This window comes from Aliivibrio sp. 1S175, from assembly GCF_001690985.1.
Lineage (GTDB): Bacteria > Pseudomonadota > Gammaproteobacteria > Enterobacterales > Vibrionaceae > Aliivibrio.
Map to the genome: position 1 here is coordinate 663,075 of NZ_MAJS01000079.1, position 17,381 is coordinate 680,455.

16 protein-coding genes are annotated in these 17,381 nt (G+C 38.5%); 6 read left to right on the forward strand and 10 right to left on the reverse strand.

All coding sequences use genetic code 11. The annotated features are described in order from the left end of the window. Nucleotides 1-40 precede the first annotated feature (40 nt). The 4 genes from A6E06_RS18300 to A6E06_RS18310 form a co-directional block, all read right to left on the reverse strand. The gene (locus A6E06_RS18300) at nt 41-685 is read right to left on the reverse strand and encodes a glutathione S-transferase (protein ID WP_065593689.1); all 645 of its coding nucleotides are present in this window, start codon (nt 683-685) and stop codon (nt 41-43) included. Between the two features lie 95 nt (nt 686-780). Continuing rightward, a complete protein-coding gene (locus A6E06_RS19915; protein ID WP_099047736.1) occupies nt 781-876 on the reverse strand; it encodes a MetS family NSS transporter small subunit in 96 nt (31 codons plus the stop codon). Nucleotide 877: 1 nt separating this feature from the next. After that, complete coding sequence (locus A6E06_RS18305; RefSeq protein WP_065593688.1) at nt 878-2,344, reverse strand: sodium-dependent transporter; 1,467 nt, start codon at nt 2,342-2,344, stop codon at nt 878-880. A gap of 355 nt (nt 2,345-2,699) precedes the next feature. Then, nucleotides 2,700-3,281, reverse strand: a complete 582-nt coding sequence (locus A6E06_RS18310; protein WP_065593687.1) for an outer membrane beta-barrel protein — start codon at nt 3,279-3,281, stop codon at nt 2,700-2,702. Nucleotides 3,282-3,440: 159 nt separating this feature from the next. Between A6E06_RS18310 and A6E06_RS19920 the strand changes: the two genes are divergently transcribed. Beyond that, the gene (locus tag A6E06_RS19920; protein WP_141677001.1) at nt 3,441-3,530 is read left to right on the forward strand and encodes a YnhF family membrane protein; all 90 of its coding nucleotides are present in this window, start codon (nt 3,441-3,443) and stop codon (nt 3,528-3,530) included. Nucleotides 3,531-3,587: 57 nt separating this feature from the next. On the opposite strand, the gene A6E06_RS18315 is transcribed toward A6E06_RS19920, so the two are convergent. Beyond that, nucleotides 3,588-4,358 (reverse strand): phosphoribosylglycinamide formyltransferase, encoded by a 771-nt coding sequence (locus A6E06_RS18315; protein WP_065593686.1) that lies wholly within the window; start codon nt 4,356-4,358, stop codon nt 3,588-3,590. Nucleotides 4,359-4,716: 358 nt separating this feature from the next. Between A6E06_RS18315 and tyrS the strand changes: the two genes are divergently transcribed. Continuing rightward, nucleotides 4,717-5,997: a tyrosine--tRNA ligase gene (tyrS, locus tag A6E06_RS18320; protein WP_065593685.1), complete on the forward strand. Its 1,281-nt coding sequence runs from the start codon at nt 4,717-4,719 to the stop codon at nt 5,995-5,997. Between the two features lie 150 nt (nt 5,998-6,147). Here tyrS and A6E06_RS18325 read toward each other — a convergent pair whose 3' ends face one another. Together A6E06_RS18325 and dcuC are read right to left on the reverse strand one after the other, a co-directional pair. Then, entirely contained in the window at nt 6,148-8,559 is a 2,412-nt protein-coding gene (locus A6E06_RS18325) for a YgiQ family radical SAM protein (protein WP_065593684.1), read from the reverse strand. A gap of 343 nt (nt 8,560-8,902) precedes the next feature. Next, a complete protein-coding gene (gene dcuC, locus A6E06_RS18330) occupies nt 8,903-10,270 on the reverse strand; it encodes an anaerobic C4-dicarboxylate transporter DcuC (RefSeq protein ID WP_065593683.1) in 1,368 nt (455 codons plus the stop codon). A gap of 324 nt (nt 10,271-10,594) precedes the next feature. Between dcuC and A6E06_RS18335 the strand changes: the two genes are divergently transcribed. Then, nucleotides 10,595-11,302 (forward strand): hypothetical protein, encoded by a 708-nt coding sequence (locus A6E06_RS18335; protein WP_065593682.1) that lies wholly within the window; start codon nt 10,595-10,597, stop codon nt 11,300-11,302. Nucleotides 11,303-11,370: 68 nt separating this feature from the next. Then, nucleotides 11,371-11,565, forward strand: a complete 195-nt coding sequence (locus A6E06_RS18340; RefSeq protein ID WP_060991439.1) for a DUF4250 domain-containing protein — start codon at nt 11,371-11,373, stop codon at nt 11,563-11,565. A 36-nt stretch (nt 11,566-11,601) separates the two neighbouring features. On the opposite strand, the gene A6E06_RS18345 is transcribed toward A6E06_RS18340, so the two are convergent. Continuing rightward, complete coding sequence (locus A6E06_RS18345; RefSeq protein ID WP_065593681.1) at nt 11,602-12,513, reverse strand: LysR substrate-binding domain-containing protein; 912 nt, start codon at nt 12,511-12,513, stop codon at nt 11,602-11,604. Between the two features lie 221 nt (nt 12,514-12,734). Here A6E06_RS18345 and metE point away from each other — a divergent pair, with 221 nt between their 5' ends. Then, complete coding sequence (gene metE, locus A6E06_RS18350) at nt 12,735-15,059, forward strand: 5-methyltetrahydropteroyltriglutamate--homocysteine S-methyltransferase (protein ID WP_065594238.1); 2,325 nt, start codon at nt 12,735-12,737, stop codon at nt 15,057-15,059. An 86-nt stretch (nt 15,060-15,145) separates the two neighbouring features. On the opposite strand, the gene A6E06_RS18355 is transcribed toward metE, so the two are convergent. Beyond that, nucleotides 15,146-15,304, reverse strand: coding sequence for a YqaE/Pmp3 family membrane protein (locus A6E06_RS18355; protein ID WP_065593680.1), 159 nt, complete (start codon nt 15,302-15,304; stop codon nt 15,146-15,148). Between the two features lie 350 nt (nt 15,305-15,654). On the opposite strand from A6E06_RS18355, the gene A6E06_RS18360 reads away from it, so the two are divergent. Continuing rightward, entirely contained in the window at nt 15,655-16,452 is a 798-nt protein-coding gene (locus A6E06_RS18360) for an alpha/beta fold hydrolase (RefSeq protein ID WP_065593679.1), read from the forward strand. A 69-nt stretch (nt 16,453-16,521) separates the two neighbouring features. On the opposite strand, the gene purU is transcribed toward A6E06_RS18360, so the two are convergent. Beyond that, a complete protein-coding gene (gene purU, locus A6E06_RS18365; RefSeq protein WP_065593678.1) occupies nt 16,522-17,355 on the reverse strand; it encodes a formyltetrahydrofolate deformylase in 834 nt (277 codons plus the stop codon). Between the last annotated feature and the right edge of the window lie 26 nt (nt 17,356-17,381).

A 17,381-nucleotide genomic window follows, 5' to 3' on the forward strand; every position in this document is an offset into this window, starting at 1 on the left:
AGTCTCCTTTTTTGTTTTCTAGAGTTGGGTAATAGATCTGTTAATTGGTTATATTGGTATTATTTTCAGGAAACGAAACTTCTTGATTCGATTCTAGCCAGGTAGGGTATTTCTTCATAATTGAAAGGAATAGTTCTGAATCAATGAAATTTGTAAGCCAATCACGTACGCGTTGATATTTACTTTGGTTAAACCAATGAATGTCCACAAACGCAAACTGGCGAATAAAAGGAAGAATGGCTAAATCAGCAAAACTGAATTCATCACTAAATAGCCTATTTGAATTAATTAACTGTTGTTCTAATTTCTCTAAAAATATCTCACCTTGCTCACGGTAGTAAATTTCTGAATGTTCAGGGTAGCGATCAGCGTATTTGTATTTATCTAACCATCCTTTAAATACGTCATCATTTTCTTTTATTAATAAATGCATGGAGCTCGTTGCTGAACTTAACAGTTGAGAGCCTTCTAAAGCCCATTTCATGATATCTAAGCTTTCATCTATAACATGTCCATCTTTTTCAATTAAGACAGGGACAGTGCCTTTAGGGGACGCCTGTAGCATTGCTTCGGGTTTATGTTTCAATATAATTTCACGAAGTTGTACCGATTTATTTGAAAGAACAAGACTAAGGCGTGCTCGCATAGCATAAGGGCATCGACGAAATGAGTAGAGAATGGTCATTTTTACCTTCTAAATTAATTTAAAATGTAACGGCGAAAAACAAAAAGCAGATCCGAAGATCTGCTTTAAGACTAACATTTTCTAGAAAGTAGTTTCTAGTTACTGTTCATTGCTTTACGGATACAGAAGGCTGCGCCTCCCCAAGTGATCCCTAAGCCAAGAACCATCATAATGATTGCACCAGTTGTCATATTAAGCCTCCTTGCTTGATTTATTAATTACGATACCAACCACTAACATCGCGGCAATAAGACCCCAACCAAGTAGCAGTAAATCAGATTGAGCGTATCCGCCGTAGCCATCAGTTAAGGTGTTAACAATATTTGTACCCAATATAACGACTAGGAATACCGGACTTACGAAACGTAAGCAGATTTCAAACCATTTGCCGACAGTAAATTCAGATATCTTATTTACGTGTGAGCGAATGTCTGCAAGTTTCACTAACCAACCCATGATAAACAGTTCAATTAGACAGCTAGCAAGTAGAGCAATGTTATTAATGAAGTAGTCCACTAAATCAAGCAGCAATAGACCGCCATTGGTTGCGAACGCCATTGAAACCACTAAACCAACACTACAAACAACAGACGCTGCTTTTTTACGTGACCAATTTAACTTATCAATGAAGGCTGAGGTTACCGCTTCAATAATTGAAATGTGAGAACTTAATCCCGCAACAACTAAAGCAAAGAAAAATAAAGGGCCAAGAATATAAGGGGCTGGTAGTAAGTTAATTGCCGCCGGAATAGTAACAAAAGCAAGGCCAACACCAGCGCTCACGACTTCAGTTAATGGCTTACTTTGTTCATGTGCCATGTTACCTAAGATAGAAAAGATAAGAATACCAGCGATAATTGAGAAACCACAGTTAATCAGTACCGTCATAAAGGCATTATTATTTATGTCTGATTTTTCAGGCAGGTAGCTTGAGTAAGCTAGCATGATTGCAAAACCCACACTTAACGTAAAGAAGATTTGCCCATAAGCAGCAGACCATACTTTTGGATCTGTGATTTTGCTAAAATCTGGTTGGAATAGGTAGTTAAGACCGTCTAATGCGCCAGGTAAGAAAATCATTCGACCAATAAGAGCGATAACCATGATGAATAGTAAAGGCATCATTATTTTACTTGCACGTTCGATACCACGTTTCACGCCACCAAAAATAGCGGCAAAAGTAATAGCCCAAGCAATAACCATTGGAATTGCGATATGCCATTGAATGCTACCTAGTTTTGTTGGTGAGTTGTCACCCAACTTTAGATATTCGCTAAAGAAATACGCGTTAGTATCCTGGCCCCAACTTTGAGAAAAAGACATACTGAAGTAAGAGATAGCCCAACCAATAACGGCAACGTAATAGACTGCAATCACTGCGGCGATTAATACTTGAAACCAACCAAGCCATTCGTATTTTTGATTTAGTTTCGCAAATGTTCGTGGCGCAGAGCCTCTGAACTTATGACCCATGCCAAATTCCATGATCATAAATGGAATACCAGCAGTTAACATTGCGAAAAGATAAGGAATGAAAAAGGCACCGCCACCATTTTCATACGCCATGTATGGAAAGCGCCATATATTACCTAGACCGATAGCAGATCCTACTGCTGCAAGAATAAATCCCGCACGAGATCCCCATTGTTCACGCTTCATAAAATACTCCTTTAAAAAACTTTTCCCTGAGAATTGAAGTTTGTTTAGTATCATTCTCTATTTAAATTGAAATTAATTTGCTCAAACTAGAGGTATTAGCTAAGCATTACAGCCAGATTACCTATTTATAATTGTTAAGGCAATATTACATAAAGGTAGTTAAATGTAGCGTTGTTAGGGTTTTATTCTGTTTTTTTGTTTTAACTAGGGGGGAGGTATTGATAGGATTGGCTTATTAGGTGGATAGCTTTGTTGAAATAAGGTTAATTAAATGATTGTGTTTTTTATAAATAATTCCAATTGATGAGAAAATAAACACTTCAATTGGAATTATTTGAATATAAAAGAAGGGGAGTTAAAAGCTAAAGCGTAATCCAAGATTGGCTTGAACTTGATTTACCCAACTACTTTCATAGCGGATAACACAACGATTTTGCGTTGGATTCGACACACAAGAACTATCTATATCACTATCAACAGCGGTTCCTAGCCAACGAGCTTCAAACTGTAAGGCTAAGTTATCGGTAAAGTGATATTGAAGACCAGTAAAAGCACCTGCTGAAAAATTGATATTTTCATCACTCCAGTCTACGTCGGTATAGGTTGCACCAATACTTAGACCAAAGAAAGAACTAAGACGTGTCGTTAGTGGGTAATCTAGAGCACTTTGAAAGTGCAAATAATCAAAGCGAGACTTGTTACCCAATGTTTTCACTTCACTACTTTGAGTACTGTAAAATAAACCAATGCGACCAGCATCAAAATCTGTTTCTAGGGCAATAGATAATGCGCTGTTGTTTTTTATTTTAAAAGTATCTCCATTTTGGTCTTCAACTTCACCACCAGCGGCAATGCCTATAACTGGGGTTATATGAAATTGAGCAAGAGCTGGGAATGAGGCTGTTGCTATTAGGGCGAGTAGTGCTATCCGTTTCATCTGAACTCCTAATTTTTGTGGTGTTATTTTGTACTCACGTAAACATATTATGTAGACATTGTGATGTTAATACCAACTTGATAGGTTAGTTAACCTGATAACTTGAAGACACTTCAAATTACTGTTAAATTTTTGTTACTGATAAAGCAAGGAGTCGTTATGGATAGTGATTTTAAGTTTGCGTTAATCACAACAATCGTTGTGTTTTCAGGACTGGCTTTTTTCGGAGTTTTAGTTCTAATGGCATGAAATCAGGATGATAGATATGAAAAGAGCAATCAAATTATTTTGATTGCTCTTTTTTGTTTAGGCTTGTGCTTTAGTGGGTAGATAACTTTCCCATGCATCTGAATATAGAGATTGAGATAAGCTTCTTAGCTTATTCATTCGTGCATTTTCAAACTGAGTTGATTCTCGATTATCAACTAAAGCTAAACGTTCAATACTTTGAATTTCTTCATAAAGTTTATGTTCAGCGCCATTTTTAACCATCGCGATGTCTTTCAAGTGCAGTTGTATTTCGGCAACTAACTTTGTTTTTGGTAATTCAACCAATAATTTAATATCTCGATAGCCTGATTTTGCTGGCTGAGCGAAACGGTTGGTAACGCTAAGTACCGTCGTTTCTCTATTTATAGATTCGTAAGCAGTAATTAAATCAGGAATAGAATCGGCAACAACGGTTGCTCTTGCTATATCTGTTAATTTATTTACTTGACCATTGAGTTCTTGCTCAATTTTCAATAATGCACGTTCTGAGCTTTTTACACCCGCAAATTGAGGTTGAGCATTTGAAATTAATGCGGTCTCTTTGCAGATATTTTCTAATTCTCTTTGAGCCTGGTGGGCTTTGGAGTTCAAAATGTCAAAATCATCATAAGGCTGGTGTGAGAAGTGGTTCCAACTTTGAATTGAAAGTAGGCCATTTAGACTATGAAGGACATGTTGGTGATCGATTTCTGATTGGTTTGCTTCTTGATAATCAGGTTCAATAAACTCAATTAATGAGGAAGCTTGTGCTTGAGGTCGTCCAAAAACAAGGACCATTAAGACGGCGGCACGGGCAAACTTTTTCATTCTTTTTCCTTAGCAAGATAGAAAGAAATAGCAACTAAGTAGACTGTATCTTAGCAACACCTACTACATAAATATGGGCACACTTAGCAGATTCAAGAGGTGAAAATTATCATTGTTTTGGTTTGAGTTAAGCATCACATAATTACAATTCTTGACGTTAAGTTAAGGTCAATTTTTGAACTTTTTCTCTTTGAAATTGAAAGCAATTGTAACAAGAAAAATTTTAATTAAATGAAGAGATGAAATAGATAATAGTTCACAGTGCCTTTTTACTCACAAAGCCTGTTATTTAGCGGGTAAATGTGTAAAATCGAATCTTCTTTTTTATACCGAAATTTAGAGTACAAGTAGGTTATCTATGACAGCAACAAATGAATTATTGCAGGATTTAAAAGCTCGTGGGCTTATTGCACAGTGCACAGCAGACGAAGAATTAGCTGAGCACCTTTCAACTGACTGTCGTACTCTCTATTGCGGTTTCGATCCGACAGCAGACAGCCTACACATTGGTAGCCTTGTACCTCTATTGGTACTTAAGCGTTTTCAACAAGCGGGTCACAAGCCATTAGCGCTTGTTGGTGGAGCAACGGGCCTGATTGGTGATCCAAGCTTTAAAGCCGCTGAGCGTCAATTAAATACATCTGATGTTGTTGGTGATTGGGTTAATAAAATCCGCACTCAAGTTTCTGCTTTTGTTGAGTTTACAGAAGAGAAAAATGGCGCAGAAGTTGTGAATAACTTAGATTGGATTGGTGAAATCAATGTCATCGAATTCATGCGTGATATCGGTAAACATTTCAGCGTAAATGCGATGATCCAAAAAGAATCAGTAAAACAGCGTATCGACCGTGAAGGTTCTGGTATTTCATTTACTGAATTCAGCTACATGCTACTTCAATCGTATGACTTTGCTGCGCTAAATAAAGCAAAAGAATGTACGCTTCAAATCGGTGGTTCTGATCAGTGGGGCAATATCACTGGCGGTATCGATCTGACTCGTCGTATGAATCGTAATAAAGTATTTGGCCTAACGTTACCGTTAGTAACTAAATCTGATGGTACTAAATTTGGTAAAACTGAATCAGGTACGATTTGGTTAGACCCAAGCAAAACATCTCCATACGCATTCTACCAATTCTGGTTGGGCACTGCGGATGCGGACGTATATGACTTCCTACGTTTCTTCACTTTCTTATCTGTTGATGAGATTGCTGCAATTGAAGAGAGCGATAAGAGTGTTCAAGGTCGTCCTGCTGGCCAAGGTATTCTTGCTAAAGAAGTGACTCGCTTAGTTCATGGTGAAGAGGGCTTAGCGTCTTCTGAGCGTATTACTGACGCATTGTTCTCTGGTGATTTAGCTTCTCTAACAGAAACTGACTTAGCACAATTAGCACAAGATGGTCTACCAACGACTGAGCTTGACGCTTCTGAGCAAACTATCGTAGAAGTACTTACTCAATCTGAATTAGCAAAATCAAACAAGATGGCGCGTGAATTTATTGGTAATGGTGCAGTTTCAGTGAATGGCGAAAAAATCGCTGATGCTGAAGTGATTCTGAAAAAAGAAGACGCATTATTTGGTAAATACAGTGTAATTAAACGTGGTAAAAAACTGTTTAACTTATACATCTGGAAATAATATTCGCTTCTGTTGATGAGGGATTTGTCTCTCATTAATGGGGTATAAATTATTTATTGTTCAGATAATAAAAAAGCGAACCTTACGGTTCGCTTTTTTATGCTTGTTAATTTTTCTATTTAAGAAAACGTCTTTAATTAAGAAAAGTCATTAACGATGTTTTGGTTTATTACGTTTTGGTGCTGAACCGCTTGGTTTATTACCCGCCGGTTTATTTGCGCCAGGCTTTCCATTATTGCTTGGTTTGCCAGTACCGTTGCCACTTGGTTTATTATTCGAATAACCATTACGAACGCCATTCTTCTGTCCGCTTGATGCCGGTTTATCTGCCCCCGTATTTCCGGTAGGCTTTCCACCATTACCACTACGGCTTTGACCTTGAGAGTTAGGCTTTCCGTTGCGATTATTTTTATTTTGACCGTCACGGTTATTACTCGTGCGTGGATCTCCGTCAAACTGTGCTTGTGTGTGCTTAGTTGCAAAGCGTTTAGCACCGTGACGACCGGTTTGGCGGCGTTCAGCCGGTGTTTGTGCATCAATGTCATGCTCAGGTACTAAACAGTGTGGTTTATCACCAATAAGGTGTTTTTTGCCCATATCTGTTAGTGCTTCACGGATCATTTTCCAGTTTTTAGGATCGTGATAACGCAATAAGCCTTTATGCAAGCGACGTTGGCGATCACCTTTCGCAACGGTCACATCTTCACGCTTTTTATATTTCACGCGTTTCAGTGGGTTTGTTTCTGAGTAATACATTGAGGTTGCATTACACATTGGAGATGGGTAGAAGTTCTGAACCTGATCACACTCAAGGTTGTTCTTCTTCAGCCACATCGCTAAGTTCAGCATATCTTCATCTTCTGTGCCCGGATGAGCAGAGATAAAGTAAGGGATAAGGTATTGTTTTTTACCAGCTTCTTGGCTGTACTTTTCAAACATAGATTTGAAGCGATCGTACGTTCCCATACCCGGCTTCATCATTAAATCTAATGGGCCTTTTTCGGTATGCTCAGGTGCAATCTTCAAATAGCCGCCAACGTGGTGGGTGACTAACTCACGTACGTATTCTGGAGACTCAATTGCTAAATCGTAACGAACACCAGAAGCAATTAATACTTTCTTCACGCCTTTTACTTTGCGCGCTTCACGGTACAAATCAATCGTATGTACGTGATCGGTATTTAACTTGTCACAGATCTTAGGGAAGACACAAGAAGGTCGACGACAGGTTGCTTCCGCTTTAGGAATAGAACAGCCTAAGCGATACATGTTTGCTGTTGGGCCACCAAGATCTGAGATTGTGCCAGTAAAACCAGGAACTTTGTCACGAATTTCTTCTAATTCATTAAGAATTGATTTTTTAGAACGGTTTTGAATAATACGACCTTCGTGTTCTGTAATACTACAGAATGAACAACCACCAAAACAACCACGCATAATGTTGACTGATGTTTTAATCATTTCATACGCAGGGATTTTTGCTTTTCCATACATAGGGTGTGGTACGCGTGCGTAAGGCAGGTCAAACACAAAATCCATCTCTTCTGTTGTGAGAGGGATTGGTGCTTGATTTACCCATAGCTCACGATCACCGTGACGTTGAATTAATGCACGACCAGAATAAGGGTTGGTTTCTAAATGCATAATACGGCTAGCGTGAGCATAAAGAATACGGTCGCTATTTAGTTTTTCAAACGGTGGAATGCGAATTGCTGTTGTTTTTGAATCATGACGAGAAGCCGTTACTGTAATAACTTGCGGTTGTTCTTCTTTTGCTTCTGTTTTATTCGTTTCGCACTGTTCTTCTGTTGCGTATGGATTGATAGGCACAAAAGCAGCTTTACCTGGTTTCTCAATACGAGAAGAATCAATGATTTTAAAGCCTTCTGGTTCAGCGGGTAGATTTACCGCCGTACCACGAATATTGGTCATTGTTTTAACATCTTCGCCACTAGCAAGGCGATGAGCCACCTCAACTAAAGCACGTTCAGCATTACCAAACAGAAGAATATCACCTTTGGCATCAAACAATACTGAGCGACGAACTTTATCAGACCAGTAATCGTAATGAGCTAAACGGCGTAGACTTGCTTCAATGCCACCTAAAACAATAGGCGTATCTTTAAACGCTTCACGACAGCGTTGAGAATATACCAGTACTGCACGGTCAGGACGCTTACCACCCTCATTATTTGGGGTATAAGCATCATCATGACGAAGTTTTCTATCTGAGGTATAACGGTTGATCATTGAATCCATGTTACCCGCAGTGATACCAAAGAATAAATTTGGTTGACCAAGAGCCATGAACTCGTCTTTGTTGTCCCATTTTGGCTGAGCAATGATACCAACGCGGAAGCCTTGTGCTTCTAGCAAACGTCCGATGATCGCCATACCAAAACTTGGGTGATCCACGTACGCATCCCCAGTTACAATGATAATGTCGCAGCTATCCCAACCAAGTTGGTCCATTTCTTTACGAGAAGTAGGAAAGAAAGGGGCTGTTCCATAGCATTCTGCCCAGAATTTCGGGTATTCGTTTATTGGAGTTACGTTGTGCATTAGTTCACCTCAGAATTTGGAGGCCGAATTATACCGATTTGAGAGAAGATTAACCAGAAAAGAAAGGCCCTACTCTGAGTAGGATAAATAATGACTGTTTTAGGTTATAAAAATAGGCGATATAAATAAGCAATTGAGGTGGCAGAAAGGAAGAGTAAAAAAATTATGGTTGTTTGCTTAATCATTATAAAACTAGGCCTGTTTATTTAATATTTATTGATTCGATAAATATATATTTTTATTAACAAGATTAAGTGAGCAGATTGTAAATTCTTTGCAAGTAACTTGCCTATTTAAATAAAAACGCCAACGGTTTATGCCGTTGGCGTTTGCATACTAGTAATTAGGAATACATTGGAACTAATACCATCGTCCCCACAATTACTGTGATTAGGCCACAGATAACAGGAACAGACGTACGTTTAACAACTTCAAATGGACTGATTTTAGCCATACCAGATGTCGCAACGATAACACCAGATACTGGAGAAATTGTACGACCAAGGTTAGATGCTTGAAGCATTGGAATGATTAAGAATGCAGGGCTTAAACCCATTTTTTCAGCAAGTTGCGGAGCAAGCTCAACAAATGCATAGAACGGCGCGTTACCAGAACCTGTTGCAATCGCTGCGGCTACTGTTAGACCTGTAAGAAGAAGCATTAAGGCAACACCACCAGCCCCCGCTTTATCAGCTAGGTGTAAAAGGTTATCTATTGCACCAACAGACATTAGACCTTGTGCGAATACACCAGCAGCAACCAATAGCATGACTACGCCTTTAAACGCATCAGCCATACCTTCGTAGCACGATTCTAAATCTTCCAGTGTTGCTCTGCCGTCTAGTTTATTAGTAATAAAGTTAATTACCGCACCAATGAAGATTGAAGCAACAACGATAGTATAGATATCTAAAGATAAGCCGGGGATAGTTTCGCCATTAAAGACAAAAACGCCGACGATTGGTAAGAAAGGTAAAATCGCATAGTAAGAAGGTGCGTTAACTTCCATTGCTGAAATATCAACTTTTTCCATTGGCGTATTTTCTTTCTTATCTAGATATTTATTCCAGAAGAAAGCGGCAGCAGCCATAACAATGATTGCACAGATAGAAACAGGTAATACCGTTTCAACAGCAAAACTGTGTAGAGGCATACCCGATTTTTCAGCGGCAACAATAACGTCACCAGAAGTAGGCGAAAGAATGATGGCTGCTGGAGATGCACAAACGGCAACTGCTGCAGGACGAGAGATGCCCATCGCTGTCATCATTGGGAAAAGGGTAGCCATTAGCAGCACACCTAGGCCAGTAGCAGAGCTAACAGCAAGTGACATTAAACAAGCTACGATATAAGCCGCTACAAGTAAAACGTAAGGTGATTTAATAAATGCTAGTGGTTTAGAAAATTGTTTAACAACCACATTGTTTGCGCCAATGTGAGTCATGTAAGAAGCAAAACCACAAAGTAGCATGATTTGCATCCCTAAGCCGCCCCCACGATATTGCAGCATGTATTTCACGTATTCTAGTGCATCTGTTAATAAGTTACCTGTTGCAGAAACTTTTGCAGGTAAAACAGTGTGACCTAATAAGCCAGCAATAATAAGTAGTGCTAAACCAGCAGTTAGTAGTACACCAGCTGCCTTGTATCCTTTTACGATAAAGTAACCAACCAAAACGGTGATTACCAAACCAATCATTAACTCCAACATGGAATTTTCCCCTATAAGATTTCAAAATACAAAAATTGTGTAACTTACATACATATTCTTACACATTTCGTAATAGAAACTTACCTAATTTTTACCTGTAGCACATCTGTTACTTAACCTCATTATGATCTAAAACAAATAAAAATTAATTCTGTTAATAAGATGATAACCAGCTGTTGCTCTTGTTGCGGGAAAAGGATAATAGGTTGGAAGGTGTCATATGTTTTTTTGAGACACTGAGAGGTATTGATTGCTTTTTAACCGCCACTAGACGAAGTGAAAATTGAGTTTATACTAGCGTAATTCTAATTAGGTGGCGTAGCTATGTTTTTTCAAACCTTACAATATATTCTTATCCCAGCGCTGTTAGGTGCTCAAATATTATTAACCATCATTTTACACAAAGGGGATATTTGCCCTGGGCAACGAGGACGCATTCATAAATGGCTGCCAGTATTAATCCTTGGGTGGTGTGTCATTGCTGGGATAGGTATGACTTATGCGTCTATCTTTGCCATTAATTTTATTCCTGCTATTGCGATGGCCGGTTTTTATTTTAGCGTTAAAACAGGTAAGACTCGTGATAAAGGGCCATTAATAGTGATGGCGCTGGCAAATGGTTTTGCTGCGGCAAGTTTTGTTAATTTGGCTCTAGGGTCAGGTTCATTTACGCAGTTGTTTTTTGCTATCACAGCCCCGTTTTTATTTGGATCTCTGCTGACTCACCTTCTTTTAACATTGGCACGAACTCGTTTACAAGCATTCCATAAACTATTGCCAATCAGTGGTGTAGTGAGTGGGATAGTTATGGCTGTTATTTTGTTATGCCAAACATTAAGTATTCATGAAATATTTTTAGATAAGATGGCGGTTAAACTCGGCATTGCACTTGGTCTGATGTTACTCAGTATTGGTTTGTGGAGTTTCCACTTATTCAAACAACAAGCGGTGAAGTGGCAAATGCTAGCCGTAGCAAGCGTAGTTATGGCTATTTCTGGTTATTATCAATTTCAGTTGTTTTTTGTGATGTAGGGCACGCATTGCTTTCAAAAACTGATCTAATCTAAGTATGTCTCTTACAGCAACATGGAGGGTGAAGATTGGATTTAAGTAATGCTCACGGACTAGAAAGTGGAATTCTACTCGGCATCATTAATGAAAAATTGCGATTGGAATGTCACAGCCTAGAAGAATTGTCCAGCGTGTATGAGCTTGATACACAAGGAGTTCAAGACAAGCTCAGTGGCTTGGGTTATCAATACGACCCATTAACGAATCAATTTAAGAATACGTAATTTTTAACCAATATTTAAATAGTTACATACCTCGATTTAAGTCATTTTAATACCATCTAAATGACTCTGGCTCTGCTGTTTCGCAGTAGAGAAAAATGCTTGTAAATATTTTTTATCATGTTCGCTGTCTCTAACGGCAGCGAACAATCTTCGCCACAACCCTTTCCCTAATGGTTTACTCTCAATTAACCCTTGTCTTGAAAATTCACTGATTGCCCAATTAGGTAGTGCTGCCACACCTAAACCAGCCGACACCATTTGTATCAACATTAATGTATTTTCTGCTTGTTTCCACTTAGCAGGTTCAATGTTATTGGGTGATAGAAAGTGTTTTACGATATCTAATCGCTGTTTTTGTACGGGATAGGTTAGCATGGTTTGATCGCGCAAATCTTTTGGTTCAATATATTCTTTACCTGCAAGAGGATGGTTAGTCGCCATGACCAATCTCATTTCAAAATCAAATAATGGTTCATAATGTACCTCTCCACGAGGTTGAATATCTGATGTGATAACCAGGTCTAAATCACCATTGACCAAAGCAGGTAAAGGCTCAAAACCAAAACCAGATGAAAAATCCAATTCAACTTCTGGCCAACTCACTTGATACTCTTTAATTGCAGGCATTAGCCACTGAAAACATGAGTGACATTCAATCGCCATATGTAGCCTGCCGTGTAAATCTTCTTTCAAACTTGCAATGTCATATTCTGCTCGAGTCATTTTCGGTAAAACATCATCAGCCAGTTTTAATAAGATCTCACCTTCAGAGGTGAATTTTACTGGACGAGTTTTACGTAAAAAAACATGACTACCAAGACGGGTTTCAAAATCTTTTAACTGATGAGAGAGGGCTGATTGAGTAAGATGAAGTGCATTCGCTGTTGCTGTTAATGAGCCTGTATCACGCAGTGTGACTAAGGTTTTTAGGTGTTTTAATTCAATCATTATTATTCCTCAAGTTCCGTTTGAGTAAGTTTAATTACCTTCACAGTAAAGAGATTAAACCATAAAGTAAACATCTAGACGGCTAAATAATGTTAATTATTTTGATTGTAAATCTAACCGTATTGAAAAAAATTCATAATCAAAGTGAATATTTATCCGTTGTAGGACAAAAGAAAACGCGTCATTGTTTAGCCATCCAAACGTCTAAGGGAATTAGTGCAATGACAACAGAATTGAATAAAAAAACAGTAACTCACATTTTAGGTTACCCACGAGTAGGTGCTCAACGAGAGTTGAAATTTGCACAAGAAAAATACTGGCGTGGCGAGATTGAACAAAAAGAATTATTGGCAGTAGGCGGTGAGCTTCGTCAACGTCACTGGAAAGACCAATCTGCATCAGGGTTAGATTTTGTTACTGCGGGTGATTTCGCTTGGTACGATCATGTATTAACAACAAGCCTTCTTTTGGGCCATATACCTGCTCGTCATAATAAAGGCTTTCCTGATTTAGATACTTTATTTAGAGTTGGCCGTGGTCAATCACAAAACAGTTGTGGTTGTGGTGAAGCGGCATCAGATATGACGAAGTGGTTTAATACCAATTATCACTATATCGTTCCTGAATTTTCTAAAGACGATAAATTTACGGTCAGTTGGTCACAGTTGTTTGATGAAATTGCAGAAGCACAAAAGCAAGGTCACACTGTTAAACCAGTACTTCTTGGTCCATTAAGTTATTTGTGGTTGGGTAAGGAAGTGAATGATGATGAAGTGGAGCAAGGGTTTGATCGTTTAGCGTTACTTCCTCGCTTATTAACTGCTTATCAGGCTATTTTCTCAAAACTCTCAGCATTAGGAGTGGAGTGGGTACAAATTGATGAACCAATACTCGCGCTTGAATTACCAAAAGCATGGGCAGATTCATTCAAACTTGCTTACCAAGTGATTCAAAGTGATGTGAAATTACTATTAACGACGTATTTTGATGGCGTAGAGCATCATTTAGATAAGATCATTGAGTTAGCGGTAAATGGTTTACACATTGATATCTCTGCTGATCCTAAACAACTAGAAACAGTCGTGAATGCATTGCCAAAAGAATGGGTGCTGTCTGTTGGTGCAGTAAATGGTCGTAACGTCTGGCGTGCAGATTTAGAGCGTTTGCATGAAAAATTACAGCCAGTGAAAGCAAAACTAGGTGACAAATTATGGATTGCAAGTTCATGTTCGTTATTGCATAGCCCTGTAGATTTAGAGCAAGAAACGGAATTATCACAAGAAACAACTCAATGGTTTGCCTTTGCAAAACAAAAGCTAAAAGAAGTGACTTTGTTGGGGGACGCTCTAGATGGTAATCAAAACGCAATCTTAGCCTGTCATCAATACAGTCAACCACTGCGTGAGCGTGAGACGGCAGAGCACATTAATAAGCCAACGGTACAGCAACGTTTAGAGGCGATCACTCCGGCATTAGCAGAGCGAGCAGAAGGGTATTCAATTCGTGCGCAGCACCAAGCTGAAAAATTAGGTTTACCATTACTGCCAACAACAACGATTGGTTCATTCCCGCAAACGACTGATATTCGTCAGCAACGTAGTGCGTATCGTGCAGGTAAATTGAACGAACAAGATTATGTTGCAGCAATGAAAGGTCATATTGCCGATGCAGTTGAGCGTCAAGAGCGTTTAGATTTGGATGTGTTGGTGCATGGTGAAGCAGAGCGTAATGACATGGTTGAATACTTTGCGGAGAATCTAAATGGCTTCCAAGCAACACGATTTGGTTGGGTTCAAAGCTATGGCTCTCGCTGTGTTAAGCCGGCTATCGTGGTGGCAGATATTGAGCGTGAAGCTCCAATTACAGTCAATTGGACTCAATATGCACAGTCTCTAACAACCAAACAAATGAAAGGCATGCTAACAGGCCCTGTAACTATTCTTGGTTGGACGTTCCCACGAGAAGACATTACTCGTAAAGAAATTGCACAACAATTAGCATTGGTATTGCGTGATGAGGTCTCTGATCTGCAGCAAGCAGGCATTAATATTATTCAAATTGATGAGCCAGCGATTCGCGAAGGATTGCCGATTAAAAAGAGCGATCAGAAAGCGTATTTAGAGTGGGCAGTAGAAGCGTTTAAGATCTCAGCGGCAAGTGCGAAATCAGAAACTCAAATTCATACTCACATGTGTTACAGCGAGTTTAATGAGATTATAGAATCAGTAGCGGCGCTTGATGCAGATGTCATTACTATTGAAACCTCTCGTTCAAATATGGAATTGCTTAAAGCGTTTGAAGATTTCAATTATCCAAACGAAATTGGTCCTGGTGTTTATGACATTCACTCACCAAATATTCCAAGTGAAGAGTGGATTATTGATTTAATTGAAACCGCAGCAGCAAAAGTGCCAGTTGAGCGTTTATGGGTGAACCCAGATTGTGGCTTGAAAACACGTAATTGGAAAGAAACGGAAGCCGCATTAGAAAATATGGTAAAGGCAGCGAAAGCATTACGTAAAAAATTACAGGTAAATGCCGCTTAAGTTGAGCTTGTATTAGTGTTCATTCACGCTAAACGAATAAAGCGAAACCTTTTCATTTAAGGGTTTCGCTTTTTTATTTATTAGAATTAACGAGTTGTGATCCAAAGTGCATGGATCATGCCTGGGAACCAGAAGAGAATAGTAAGAACGATATTTATTAAGAAATCTTTCCCTGCACCTTTGGCGAAAAAAACACCAGCAGGGGGTAGTAAAACACAAAGAATAATGAGAACGAGTTTGTTCATAAGTGAGTCCTTTTACTTGTTAATAAAATGTAGGTTTTATCCATTATGAGTCGAAATTTTTATATATCAACAAGCTATTTGTTTTTTGACAAAAAGTATCTTAAATCAGACGATATAAAAAATAGAGACTGCGCTTGATCGCAAATTTATATTAATCATGTCTAGTTTAGAAATGAAAGTGGGTTTTATGGTGTAGAGTAATTACTCTTACTATCATCTATTCAATCAATGATTTAGTCACATTTTGTTAATGCAAGTCAGGTTTCTGTTCGACTACTTCTTTGTGAGTATTCATTGGTGATGTAGGATGGTATAGTCTGAATCAATGTTTTTCTAATTAAGTAGAGTGAATGTCTAATTCTTTGTTATTTCATAGAACCTATGAACATGAATCAAGCGCCAAATGGGTTGTGTTTGTTCATGGTGCGGGGGGAAGTTCAACAACCTGGTTTAAACAGATCGCCGCTTTTAGAAAGAACTTTAACGTCTTACTTATTGATTTACGTGGGCATGGTCGTTCAAACCATTTCTCTCAGATTAAAGAGTTCATTAATAAGCAATACTCTTTTAAAGTCGTAAGCCAAGATATTATTGATGTACTTGATCACTTAAATATCAAATCAGCCCACTTCGTTGGAATGTCACTTGGTACGATCATTATTCGCAACTTAGCTGAATTGGCTCAAGATAGAGTAAGTTCTATGGTCTTGGCTGGCGCGATTACTCGTTTTAATTTTCGTTCTCAGTTTTTAATTAAAATGGGTGACATGACGAAAAACATCATGCCTTACATGTGGCTGTATAAATTGTTTTCTTATGTCGTAATGCCACAAAAAAGTCAGAAAGAATCACGTCATATTTTCACGAGAGAAGCAAAAAAAATATGCCAGAAAGAGTTTAAACGTTGGTTTAAATTGGCGGCTGATGTGAACCCATTGATGCGATATTTTAAAGATAAAGAATTAGCGATCCCAACATTGTATGTGATGGGAGCAAATGACTATTTATTTATGAAGCCAGTAGAAGAAATGGTCGCAGTACATAAATACAGTCAATTGTTACAGATCCCAGAATGCGGGCATGTGTGTAATATTGATAGGCCAAAAGAGTTTAATAAATACGCGATTGATTTTATTTCGGCTCAATAGAATAATCAGAATTGAATATAAAAACGGCGATCATCATGATCGCCGTTTTTGTTTCTTTTTTCTGTAAAATTAAAGGATCACGGTTTTGTTACCATAAACAAAAACATGGTCATTTAATACTTTCGTTAATGCTTTACTTAGTACCGATTTCTCTACATCACGACCAGCCATTGCCATGTCTTCAGCGCTGAAGTTATGATCAATAGGGATAACATCTTGTTTTATGATCGGACCTTCGTCTAAATTATTGGTCACAAAGTGCGCAGTAGCGCCAATGATCTTTACACCGCGATCATAGGCTTGCTGATAAGGTTTTGCGCCAATGAATGCAGGCAAGAAGCTGTGGTGGATGTTGATGATTCTTTTTGGAAATTGCTCGACAAATTCAGGCGTCAGTACTCTCATATATTTTGCTAATACAATATATTCCGGTTCATATGAATGAATAATGTTAAGCATCTTGTCTTCATGTTCACCACGCGATAAGCCTTGGTGACAAACATGATGAAATGGAATATCGAACTTTTCTATTAATCCACCTAGTGTGTCATGGTTACCAATGACTGCTGCAATCTCAATATTCATCGCACCTGAGTAGGCTTTAATTAGAATATCACCAATACAGTGCGCTTCTTTAGTGACGAGAATAACGACTTTCTTTTTTGGTTCTAATACTAATTTTCGTTGGCTGCCTTCTGGCAACGCTTGGTCTATATCAAGTAAGAATGTTTCGTCATTAAAGATCCCTTCAAGTTCAGTTCTCATGAAAAACTGGCCAGTCACGTTATCAACGTATTCATTATTATGAATAATATTCAGTTGATGTTTGTAACAAATGTTCGTTATTTTGGCGATTAGCCCACGAGAATCAGGGCAATCCGTTAGTAATATTTTCTTTTCCATTTTATCTCTCGTGTTTACAAAGTATG

Coding starts and splice junctions, on each gene's coding strand:
- A6E06_RS18300 (WP_065593689.1), bottom strand. CDS start 685: ATGACCATTCTCTACTCATTTCGTCGATGCCCTTATGCTATGCGAGCA.
- A6E06_RS19915 (WP_099047736.1), bottom strand. CDS start 876: ATGACAACTGGTGCAATCATTATGATGGTTCTTGGCTTAGGGATCACT.
- A6E06_RS18305 (WP_065593688.1), bottom strand. CDS start 2,344: ATGAAGCGTGAACAATGGGGATCTCGTGCGGGATTTATTCTTGCAGCA.
- A6E06_RS18310 (WP_065593687.1), bottom strand. CDS start 3,281: ATGAAACGGATAGCACTACTCGCCCTAATAGCAACAGCCTCATTCCCA.
- A6E06_RS19920 (WP_141677001.1), top strand. CDS start 3,441: ATGGATAGTGATTTTAAGTTTGCGTTAATCACAACAATCGTTGTGTTT.
- A6E06_RS18315 (WP_065593686.1), bottom strand. CDS start 4,358: ATGAAAAAGTTTGCCCGTGCCGCCGTCTTAATGGTCCTTGTTTTTGGA.
- tyrS (WP_065593685.1), top strand. CDS start 4,717: ATGACAGCAACAAATGAATTATTGCAGGATTTAAAAGCTCGTGGGCTT.
- A6E06_RS18325 (WP_065593684.1), bottom strand. CDS start 8,559: ATGCACAACGTAACTCCAATAAACGAATACCCGAAATTCTGGGCAGAA.
- dcuC (WP_065593683.1), bottom strand. CDS start 10,270: ATGTTGGAGTTAATGATTGGTTTGGTAATCACCGTTTTGGTTGGTTAC.
- A6E06_RS18335 (WP_065593682.1), top strand. CDS start 10,595: ATGTTTTTTCAAACCTTACAATATATTCTTATCCCAGCGCTGTTAGGT.
- A6E06_RS18345 (WP_065593681.1), bottom strand. CDS start 12,513: ATGATTGAATTAAAACACCTAAAAACCTTAGTCACACTGCGTGATACA.
- metE (WP_065594238.1), top strand. CDS start 12,735: ATGACAACAGAATTGAATAAAAAAACAGTAACTCACATTTTAGGTTAC.
- A6E06_RS18355 (WP_065593680.1), bottom strand. CDS start 15,304: ATGAACAAACTCGTTCTCATTATTCTTTGTGTTTTACTACCCCCTGCT.
- A6E06_RS18360 (WP_065593679.1), top strand. CDS start 15,655: ATGTCTAATTCTTTGTTATTTCATAGAACCTATGAACATGAATCAAGC.
- purU (WP_065593678.1), bottom strand. CDS start 17,355: ATGGAAAAGAAAATATTACTAACGGATTGCCCTGATTCTCGTGGGCTA.